This is a genomic window from Streptomyces sp. NPDC056948, assembly GCF_042674225.1.
GTDB lineage: Bacteria > Actinomycetota > Actinomycetes > Streptomycetales > Streptomycetaceae > Streptomyces > Streptomyces purpurascens.
In genome coordinates, this window is sequence record NZ_JBHUQX010000409.1 from 1 (window position 1) to 8,495 (window position 8,495).

Annotated in this window: 8 protein-coding genes and 1 pseudogene; 5 read left to right on the forward strand and 4 right to left on the reverse strand. The window is 70.6% G+C overall.

Annotation, left to right across the window (positions count from 1 at the left end):
- Positions 1-49 precede the first annotated feature (49 nt).
- Positions 50-412, reverse strand: coding sequence for a tetratricopeptide repeat protein (locus ACFTZL_RS36275; protein ID WP_382592061.1), 363 nt, complete (start codon positions 410-412; stop codon positions 50-52).
- 156 nt (positions 413-568) lie between these two features.
- Here ACFTZL_RS36275 and ACFTZL_RS36280 point away from each other — a divergent pair, with 156 nt between their 5' ends.
- Positions 569-697, forward strand: coding sequence for a hypothetical protein (locus ACFTZL_RS36280; protein ID WP_382592082.1), 129 nt, complete (start codon positions 569-571; stop codon positions 695-697).
- Here ACFTZL_RS36280 and ACFTZL_RS36285 read toward each other — a convergent pair.
- Positions 673-848: pseudogene (locus tag ACFTZL_RS36285) on the reverse strand (MarR family transcriptional regulator); the annotation flags it as partial. The gene ACFTZL_RS36280 and the pseudogene ACFTZL_RS36285 overlap by 25 nt on opposite strands.
- A 78-nt stretch (positions 849-926) precedes the next feature.
- Here ACFTZL_RS36285 and ACFTZL_RS36290 point away from each other — a divergent pair.
- Positions 927-1,892 (forward strand): pirin family protein, encoded by a 966-nt coding sequence (locus ACFTZL_RS36290; protein ID WP_382592064.1) that lies wholly within the window; start codon positions 927-929, stop codon positions 1,890-1,892.
- 383 nt (positions 1,893-2,275) lie between these two features.
- Here ACFTZL_RS36290 and ACFTZL_RS36295 read toward each other — a convergent pair whose 3' ends face one another.
- Positions 2,276-3,757: an aldehyde dehydrogenase family protein gene (locus ACFTZL_RS36295; RefSeq protein WP_382592067.1), complete on the reverse strand. Its 1,482-nt coding sequence runs from the start codon at positions 3,755-3,757 to the stop codon at positions 2,276-2,278.
- Between the two features lie 520 nt (positions 3,758-4,277).
- Here ACFTZL_RS36295 and ACFTZL_RS36300 point away from each other — a divergent pair.
- The 3 genes from ACFTZL_RS36300 to ACFTZL_RS36310 all read left to right on the forward strand — a co-directional run bounded on the left by ACFTZL_RS36300 (position 4,278) and on the right by ACFTZL_RS36310 (position 7,184).
- The gene (locus tag ACFTZL_RS36300) at positions 4,278-4,856 is read left to right on the forward strand and encodes a TetR/AcrR family transcriptional regulator (protein ID WP_382592070.1); all 579 of its coding nucleotides are present in this window, start codon (positions 4,278-4,280) and stop codon (positions 4,854-4,856) included.
- Positions 4,857-4,968: 112 nt separating this feature from the next.
- On the forward strand, positions 4,969-6,264 hold the full coding sequence (locus ACFTZL_RS36305; protein ID WP_382592073.1) for a hypothetical protein: 1,296 nt from the start codon (positions 4,969-4,971) through the stop codon (positions 6,262-6,264).
- A gap of 38 nt (positions 6,265-6,302) precedes the next feature.
- Positions 6,303-7,184, forward strand: coding sequence for an alpha/beta fold hydrolase (locus tag ACFTZL_RS36310; protein ID WP_382592076.1), 882 nt, complete (start codon positions 6,303-6,305; stop codon positions 7,182-7,184).
- Positions 7,185-7,489: 305 nt separating this feature from the next.
- On the opposite strand, the gene ACFTZL_RS36315 is transcribed toward ACFTZL_RS36310, so the two are convergent.
- Complete coding sequence (locus tag ACFTZL_RS36315) at positions 7,490-8,437, reverse strand: SMP-30/gluconolactonase/LRE family protein (RefSeq protein WP_382592079.1); 948 nt, start codon at positions 8,435-8,437, stop codon at positions 7,490-7,492.
- Positions 8,438-8,495 lie beyond the last annotated feature (58 nt).

The window sequence follows — 8,495 nt, forward strand, 5'->3', positions numbered from 1 at the left end:
CCGCGCGGAGCCGGGCACCGCTGTTGTGACCGACGGCCGACACCGCTCGTCACCCGCGCGCGTCGAAGTCGCCCGCGAGCGCCGAGGCGATCCGCAGATGCGACTCCGCCTCCTCGTGCCGCCCCTGTCGCTGGAGCGTGCGGCCGAGCATCAGCCGGGCGTAGTGCTCGACGGGGTCGCGCTCGACGAGCGTCCGCAACTCGGTCTCCGCACGCCACAGTTGGGCCGAGTGGTAGTAGGAGCGCGCCAGCAGCAGCCGCGGCCCGGTCTGCTCGGGCACCTCCTCGACCAGCCCGACCAGGACGCGCGCGGCGGCGGCGTAGTCCTTGGCGTCGAAGAACAACTGCGCGCGCTCCCAGCGCTCCGCCGGTGTTCCATGGGCGTAGTACGTGGCGTCGTAGGTCGTGTTCACTCGGGGCCTCCTTCGAGGCCGACAACCAGGCCGGTCGGTTCAGTATTCCGGTTCAATGTTCCACTACTTGGGTAGGCCGTTGCTCGGCCAGGGCCGCCAGCTCGGCATCTCGTCCGGGGTCAGCAGTCGCGCGGCGATCAGCTCGGCGACCACGCCGTGCACCTCCGCCGTGTCGATCTTCAGTGCGCGGGTGACTCCTTCGACGAGCTGCTCACGCCCGGCCGGGCCCTCGGCGACGGCCGCCAGGCGGAGGGTGACGGAGCGCGGGCGAGCTTCGACACGTAGAGCGGCTCGAGTCCGGTGTGGTCGGCGAGGCGGCGCTGAACGGGGCGTTCGCCGGAATGCCGCATGCCGTACAGCGAGGCCATGAGCGAGTACTGCGCATGGGTCAGCCCAGTGGGGCGACGGCCCGGTCGACGGCCACCCGCCCCTTCATCGACAGATGGCCGCCCGGATGACGCAGTGGCGCGGTGACGCGCTGACGCGAGGCCTTCCGCCGGACTAGGTTGTGGCCATGAGCAATCTTGAGCGCGAGGCGGCCCCCGCTCTGTGCGGTGGCCGGGGCTTCGTGGTGGCGGAGCCGGTGCGTGAACTCCTCAGCCCTCGGCACGTCAAACTGGGCGAGTCCAGCGAGGTCCGCCGGCTGCTGCCCAACCTCGGCCGCCGGATGGTCGGGGCCTGGTGCTTCGTCGACCACTACGGGCCCGACGACATCGCCGACGAACCGGGTATGCAGGTGCCGCCGCATCCCCACATGGGTCTGCAGACGGTGAGCTGGCTGCACGAGGGGGAGGTGCTGCACCGCGACTCCACCGGCAGCCTCCAGACGATCCGCCCGCGCGAACTGGGCCTGATGACCTCCGGCCGGGCGATCAGCCACTCCGAGGAGAGCCCTCGCTCGCACGCCCGCTTCCTGCACGGCGCGCAACTGTGGGTCGCCCTTCCGGACGGCCACCGTCACACCGACCCGCGCTTCGAACACCACGCCGACCTGCCGGTCGTCACGGCACCCGGCGTCAAGGTCACGCTGATCCTCGGCCACCTCGACGGCGCGACCTCGCCCGGCACGGCGTACACCCCGATCGTGGGCGCCGACCTGTCCCTGGCCCGAGGCGCGGACGTGCGCCTCCCCCTGGAACCGGACTTCGAGTACGCCGTCCTGTCCATGTCCGGCGAGGCCCACGTCGACGGCGTCCCGCTGCTGCCCGGCTCGATGCTCTACCTCGGCTGCGGCCGCAGCGAACTGCCCCTGCGGGCGGAGTCGGACGCGGGCCTGATGCTCCTGGGCGGCGAGCCGTTCGAGGAGGAGTTGGTCATGTTCTGGAACTGGATCGGCCGGTCGCAGGAAGAGATCGTCCAGGCGCGTCGGGACTGGATGGAGGGCACGCGGTTCGGGGAGGTGAAGGGGTACGACGGGGATCCGCTGCCGGCCCCTGAACTGCCGGCGGTGGCGCTGAAGCCGCGAGGCAGGATGCGTTGACCTGCAGGAACAGCTGATGCCAGAGGGCTGACGAGAAGGATCCGCTCGGCTGCTGCCCCCTCCTGTTCGATCGCGGGCGGGAGGGCGGGGTGAGGCATCTCTTTCTGCAGCGGCGTCGAGTGCAGTGGTCGTTGCGGGTTCGCGCTGGGGCCTTCTTCGTACGGCGTTGTAAGGACTACCAGCAGGTTCTTGGTCTGCCGGTGATACACGTCATACAGGTCGTTGACCTGCTGGAATAGCGGACTCGGTAAGGCCTTGCGGTGAGTTGGCCCGGACACGGTCCGGATCTTGGGCTGGGGTGAGGTAATCCCGTCGTCCATAACCGTCTTGTGGGACTTCGACGCGCTCCAACTCGGCTGCGCCGCAAGGATGGTGGGGTCAAGTCACTGGCCCGTAAGGCTCCCCGGCACCGGCCCCGGTGCCGTCATCCAGCGCCACTGGGTGAACTGTTCCAGGCTGGCTGTGCCGCCGATGCGGGAGCCGTTGCCGGAGATGCCCATGCCTCCGAAGGGGGCGTTCGCGGCGTCCTTGGCGGAGACGTCGTTGATGTGGACCATGCCGGTGCGCAACTGCTCGGCGACAGCGGTCGCCCTCGGTACGGAACCGGAGTGCACGGCAGCCGTCAGACCGTAGGCGGTGTCGTTGGCGATCTCGACAGCCTCCGCCTCGCTGTGAAAGGGAATGACCGGGGCGACGGGACCGAAGATCTCCTCGGTGAAGGCGGGCATGGCTCGGCCGACGTGGTCCAGGACGGTGGGCGGGTAGAAGAGTCCGTCGCGCCGGCCGCCCGTGAGCACCCGCGCCCCGACGGCCACGCTCTCGTCGACGATGCGCTCGATTCTGGCGGCCTGCTGCTCGCTGATGACCGGGCCGACACTGACGCCCTCCACGCGGGGGTCGCCGACACGCATGGCCCGCGCGTGCCCGACCAGCGCGTCGGTGTACGCCTCGGCCAGGTCGGCGTGGACCAGGTGGCGGCCGGCGGCGACGCAGGCCTGTCCCTGGTATCCGAAGGTGCTCACGGCTCCGGCCAGGGCGGCCGCCTCCACGTCCGCGTCCTCGAGCACGACGAGCGCGTTCTTGCCGCCGAGCTCCAGGGAGACCCGCTTCAGCCCTTCACCTGCCACTCGGGCCACCGCGCGTCCGGCCTCGGTGGAGCCGGTGAACGCGACCATGGCGACATGGGGGTCCGCCGCGACCGCCTGCCCGGTCTCCGCGCCGCCCGGCAGGACGTGCAGTACTGCGTCGGGCAGTCCGGCGTCCTCGAAGAGCCGCGCGACGAGGACGCCCCCGGACACCGGGGTGAGCGGGTCTGGTTTGAGCAGCACGGTGTTGCCCAGCGCGAGGGCGGGTGCCAGCGCGCGCATGGCGAACAGGAGCGGCGCGTTCCAGGGGTTGATGACACCGACGACGCCGAGCGGCACCCGCCACGCCAGACTCGTGCCACCGGGGGCCTGAGGGGCCAGGACCTCCCCCTGAGGCAGGGACGCCAGTCCGACGGCGTGTGTCAGTTGGGTGAGGGCGGCGGTGATCTCGTAGTCGCCTTTGGCGGGGACGCCGGCCGACTCGCGGACGATCCAGTCGCGGAAGGTGTCGCTGTGTTCACGCAGGGCGGCACAGGCGCGCAGCAGGACCTCGGCCCGATCGGAAGGAGCCGCCGCCGCCCAGTCGCCGGCAGCCAGGGCGGCCCGAGCGCCGGCCCGAGCGACGTCCGCGGGGGAGGCGACGCCGACCTCGGCCAGCGCGTGCCCCGTGGCCGGTTCGATCACCTGGCGCGTGCCGCCCTCGGACTCGCGCCAGCCCGCGCTGTAGATCTTCCCGGCCCACTCCGCTGGGTCCGGCCACTTCGTGCCGTCGACAGCCATGGATGCCGCCCTTCGCCCGGGATCGGTGCCGCCCTCGTGCCATACGGTGCCATTCGCACATACCTGCCACTCTTGTTGTCCAGTGTCGTGATAAGTGACGGTGCGGCGCACCTCGGGTTCAGGGCGCTCCCAGGTAGCCGGCCCCCAGGGCGGGAGTGAGGCGAGGCGACGTCATGACCGGATCCGCGGCCGCCCGGGACGAGGGCCCGCCGGGTGCTCGGTCGCAGAAACGTGTCGACGAGGCGGCCACGGTGGGGTGGCCGCGTGAAACGAACGGGTCCGGCGATTCCCATGTGGCGCAGTTCGTCGAAGCGTTCGCGCAGGCTGGGCTTGACGACGTCCTTGACGTGGACGACGCCGAGGATCCAGGCGGAGCCCGAGTCGAGTTCGGCGATGGCCGGCGGGGTCCCGCCGGAGGCGGACACCTGGTCGACGATCGCGTCGAGGGCCGCCGGAACCTCGCCGCTCAGGCCGCAGTCCCTTTCTTGAGCAGTCGATCCAGATAGGTTACGGTTGAGCCATGGCAAGGACCCGGGAGTTCGACACCGAGGCGGCGGTGAGCCGCGCCATGGAACTGTTCTGGATGCGTGGCTACGAGGCCACTTCGGTACGTGACCTGACGCAGCATCTGGGGATCGGGCAAGGATCCTTGTATGCCGCGTTCGGTGACAAGGAGGGCCTGTACCGGGCGGCACTGGAGCACTACCGCACCACCCTCGCGGCGGCCGCTCTGCGTAGCCTTGAGGAGGGGGCGGATGCCCGGTCGGCAATTCGTGCGATGCTGGTCGAGCGGGTCCGGATCGCCGTGGAAGGCGACGGCCGGGGCTGCCTGGTGGTCAATGCGGCCTGCGAGCGCCTGCCGAAGGATGCGGCGATCCGGCGCACCGTGCGGGACATGCAGGACGCCAGCCGGGACGCGCTCGCGGAGGTGCTGCGGGTCGCGGCGGAGCGGGGCGAGATCGCGGCGCGGCACGACCCGCACACGCTGGCCGCTTTCCTTGTCACGTTCCTCAACGGACTGCTGGTCTCATCGAAGATCACCCCGGATGTCCACGCCCTCGAACCTCTCGTGGAGGTCGCCCTGGTCACCCTCGACTGACTTTTTCATGCCCGAAAACTGTATCGCTCGATCCAGATAAGAGGACGGAGCCCGCACGGGCACGGGATCCGGCGACATCCATCCCTGCTTCATCGACGCCTTCGGAGGACCCATGCCCCCCGCGCCCACCCCGAGCGCACCCGCTCTCGGCGGAAGCCGCTGGAACACCTTCCCCGCGGCCGGCACCCCACTGACAGCCCGCGATTTCGTCACCGCCACCGAGCCGCTGCTGCAGGGCATCATCGATGACAACGCCCTCACCAGCGCCGACGGCGAGGTGCTGGAGGACCAGATCCGCGCGACACTCGCCCTCGGAACCCGGGAGACCTCCCTGCCTCTGGCCATCGGCCCGGACAGCGCCTCCGCAGCGCGCGAACTGGGCGCACAGGCCGAGACGATCGGCAGGGAGCTCGCCTCCTGGGCCACCGCGGCCCTGAAGAGGCTGCTCGCCGACCCGATACCGCTGCCCGCCGGACCGCTGGTCGTCCGCAGCCACTGCTATGGCCACCTGCTCACCCCTCCAGCGGCCGATCTGCTCCGCGGCCGGCGCGGCGGGCCTGTCACGATGCAGCTCTACAACGAGTGGTTGCATCAGATGGTCCTGCTGCGCGACGCCCTGCTGCCTTTCACCAACTGGCAGGACGTTCCGCTTCTGATCACCCCGTCCGGGCTGCGGCACGCCGAACCGGCCCGGGACGCGTTCCTCACTGAACTGATGGTCCGCCAGATCAGGCACTCCAGCATCGTGGACTTCGCCCGCCGCGTCGTCACCGGCACCTCCGGCCCGGCCGGCTACGGCTTCGAGACAGCTGGCGGCACCGCCCTGCCCGCCGCCCTCGATCTGCTGCCCCTGACCGCGCCCCGGCACCTGCTGACCTGGCGCGCCGACCCGGCCGCCGAAGACACCGTCACGTATGTCGCCGACATACAGGACTACTACGCCGCCCCTCGCACCCTCGTCGAGGACCTGCCGCCCGCCAACACCGCATCGGGGCCGCTCACCGCCCGTACCATCACCGGGCCGATCACCGACGGGACTCGCACCGCCCGCATCGAGATCACCCACGACGGCACCACCGCCCACGTCGACCTCGGCCAGGCCCTGCGCGGCCACCGCTTCGCCCACCGACCGGACCCTGTCACGGGCGCCGCGCACTCCGCTGCCGCGCCCCGCACCGCACATGTGTGGTCCGCACTGCACGCACCGGGGCTGGTGTGGACGCAAGCAGGCGACGTCACCCTGGACGCCACCGGCCAGGACGACCTCGTCGTGCTGGCTCTGCTCGGCGGGCTCTACCCGGAGAACGTCAGCCTGCGCCCCGCCGGCAGTTCCGCTGCCCGGACAACCGCGGACGGCACCGGACCCAGCCGCCTGGTGATTCTCGTCGATCCTCCGCAAGCCCACTGACACCCGCATCGCGAAATACACCAGGAAGGTTGGAGAACATGATGTTCGACCATGACGGAACGCCCGTCCGCACGGGCCGGGCAGCCGTCAACGGAACGAGCCTGCACTACCGCACAGCAGGGTCCGGCCCCGTGGTGGTGCTCCTGCACGGCGTGCCCAAGACCAGCTACCACTGGCGCCACCTCGTCCCGAAGCTGACGCCCCACTACACCGTCGTCGTCCCGGACCTTCGCGGTCTCGGCGACTCCGCCCGCCCGTCGGACGGGTATGACTCCGCGACGATGAGCGACGACATCGCCGAGCTGATGACCCACCTCGGACACGAGACGTACGCCGTGGCGGGCGAGGACTGGGGAGCGGTGATCGGCTACCAGCTCGCCGCCCGCCACCGCGACCACGTCACCGCTCTCGTGTTCGCCGAGGCGCTGTTCCCCGGATTCGGTTTCGAGGACCACACGGCCCTCACCCCCGAGAACGTCTCCAGCGGCATGCACCTGTGGCATCTGGGCTTCTACTTCCAGCCGGACGTACCCGAGATGCTGATCGCCGGACACGAACGCGAACTGATCACCTACATGATCAAGAACGAGCGCAGCCACCCCGACACCGCCACTCCCGACGCGGTCGACGAATACGTGCGCTGCTACTCCATGCCCGGCGGCATTCGCGCGATGCTCTCGATCTACCGGGCCATGCTCGTCGACGCCGAACAGAACCGGCAGGCCGCGCAGAAGAAACTGGACATCCCGGTCCTGGCGCTCGGCGGCTCCGCCTTCATCGGCGGCCGCAACGAATCCCAGATGCGGCTGATGGCCCACGACGTCACCGGGCACGTCTTCGACGCCGGCCACAACCTGGCGGAGGAAGTGCCCGACGAAATGGCCGACGTCGTCCTGCCGTTCCTGGCCGCCCATCTGTAACCGCACCCGACCACCCGAGGCTGACCTGGGGAAGGGCCGGCAGATAGAGGTCGATGGTGAGAGGGCCGAGCGCCGTCAGCGAGCCCAGGACCAGGACGAGGGACAGACGACGAGGGCGGCTGTGAGCCGGAGGACGGGACGCGTCTTCCGTGGTGGCGACGTCGGTCTGGGGTGTTTCGGACATGTCCGTTCCAGGGCTGTCTCGGCGGGGGAGTGGGCAGACGGTGTTCCCGCCGCGCGGGCCCGATCCGGTGCCGCCCGGACTGCGCGGCACCGGATCGGAGAGGTGTGTTCCTGCGGCCGCGTCAGTGGGTGAGGCGGGCGACGAGCAGATTGGGGTCCTTGCCCGTGAGGTACGCGGCGCTGGTGACGTAGACCGTGCGTCCGTGGACCGCGACGGACGTCGGGGTCTGCAGGCCGTCGTCGGCGGTGAGTACGACGGTGTGGGTGCCGTCGGGGCGCACCAGGTCGACTTCGTCGCCGTTGTGCGCGGCGAGGAGGGTGTCGCCGCGCCCGGTGAAGGTGAAGTCGTCGATGGAGCTGATGCCCGTGGCCCGGACCTCGGCCGGTCCGGCGGCGCCCCGTGCGGTGACGGGGATGCGGAGGACCGTGCCGTGGTCCGAGTTCGTGGCCCAGACCGCCCCGTTGTGCACCTTGATGCCGTTGGCGCCGGCGAACGAGACGGGCTTCAGGGCCTGGTCGTCGGCCCACACGGCGGCCTTGCCGCCCTGCGCGGGGACGCGGTAGATGACGCCGTGCACGGAGTCGGTGACGTAGAGCCGTCCGCTGCGCTGGTCCAGGGCGAGGCCGTTGGGCATGCCGTCGGCGGGGAGAGCGGCGATGCGGTGCGGTCGGCCACCGGGGCGTACGGCCCAGATGCCGGTGAGGTCCGCGGTTCCTGTGGCGTAGGTGACGTACAGGGTGCCGTCGTCGCCGCGGGCGATGCCGCCGACGAAGGCTTTGCCCAGGTTGGGGGTGTCGGCCTTGGCCGGGGCCGGGAGAGTGGCCAGTACGCGCACGTGGCCGCTGGGGGCGACCCGGACGACCTGCCGGGCGAAGGAGAAGGTCAGATACGCCGATCCGGTGCGGTCGACGGTGATGTTCTCGGGCTGCTGCGATGCCGCGAGGTCGAAGTGGTGGGTGATGCGGGGTGCCGAGAGGGGAGTGGTCGCGGCAGTGGCGGTGGCGGTGGACGCGGAGGCCAGCAGGGCCGCCGCGGCCGCAAGGGTGGTGAGGGAAGTGCGGACGTGCATGGGGTGGTTCTCCTGATGGAGTATCAGCGACGGTCCGCTGCAGGCTCGCTGGAGGCAG

Coding starts and splice junctions, on each gene's coding strand:
- ACFTZL_RS36295 (WP_382592067.1), bottom strand. CDS start 3,757: ATGGCTGTCGACGGCACGAAGTGGCCGGACCCAGCGGAGTGGGCCGGG.
- ACFTZL_RS36310 (WP_382592076.1), top strand. CDS start 6,303: ATGATGTTCGACCATGACGGAACGCCCGTCCGCACGGGCCGGGCAGCC.
- ACFTZL_RS36315 (WP_382592079.1), bottom strand. CDS start 8,437: ATGCACGTCCGCACTTCCCTCACCACCCTTGCGGCCGCGGCGGCCCTG.
- ACFTZL_RS36300 (WP_382592070.1), top strand. CDS start 4,278: ATGGCAAGGACCCGGGAGTTCGACACCGAGGCGGCGGTGAGCCGCGCC.
- ACFTZL_RS36305 (WP_382592073.1), top strand. CDS start 4,969: ATGCCCCCCGCGCCCACCCCGAGCGCACCCGCTCTCGGCGGAAGCCGC.
- ACFTZL_RS36290 (WP_382592064.1), top strand. CDS start 927: ATGAGCAATCTTGAGCGCGAGGCGGCCCCCGCTCTGTGCGGTGGCCGG.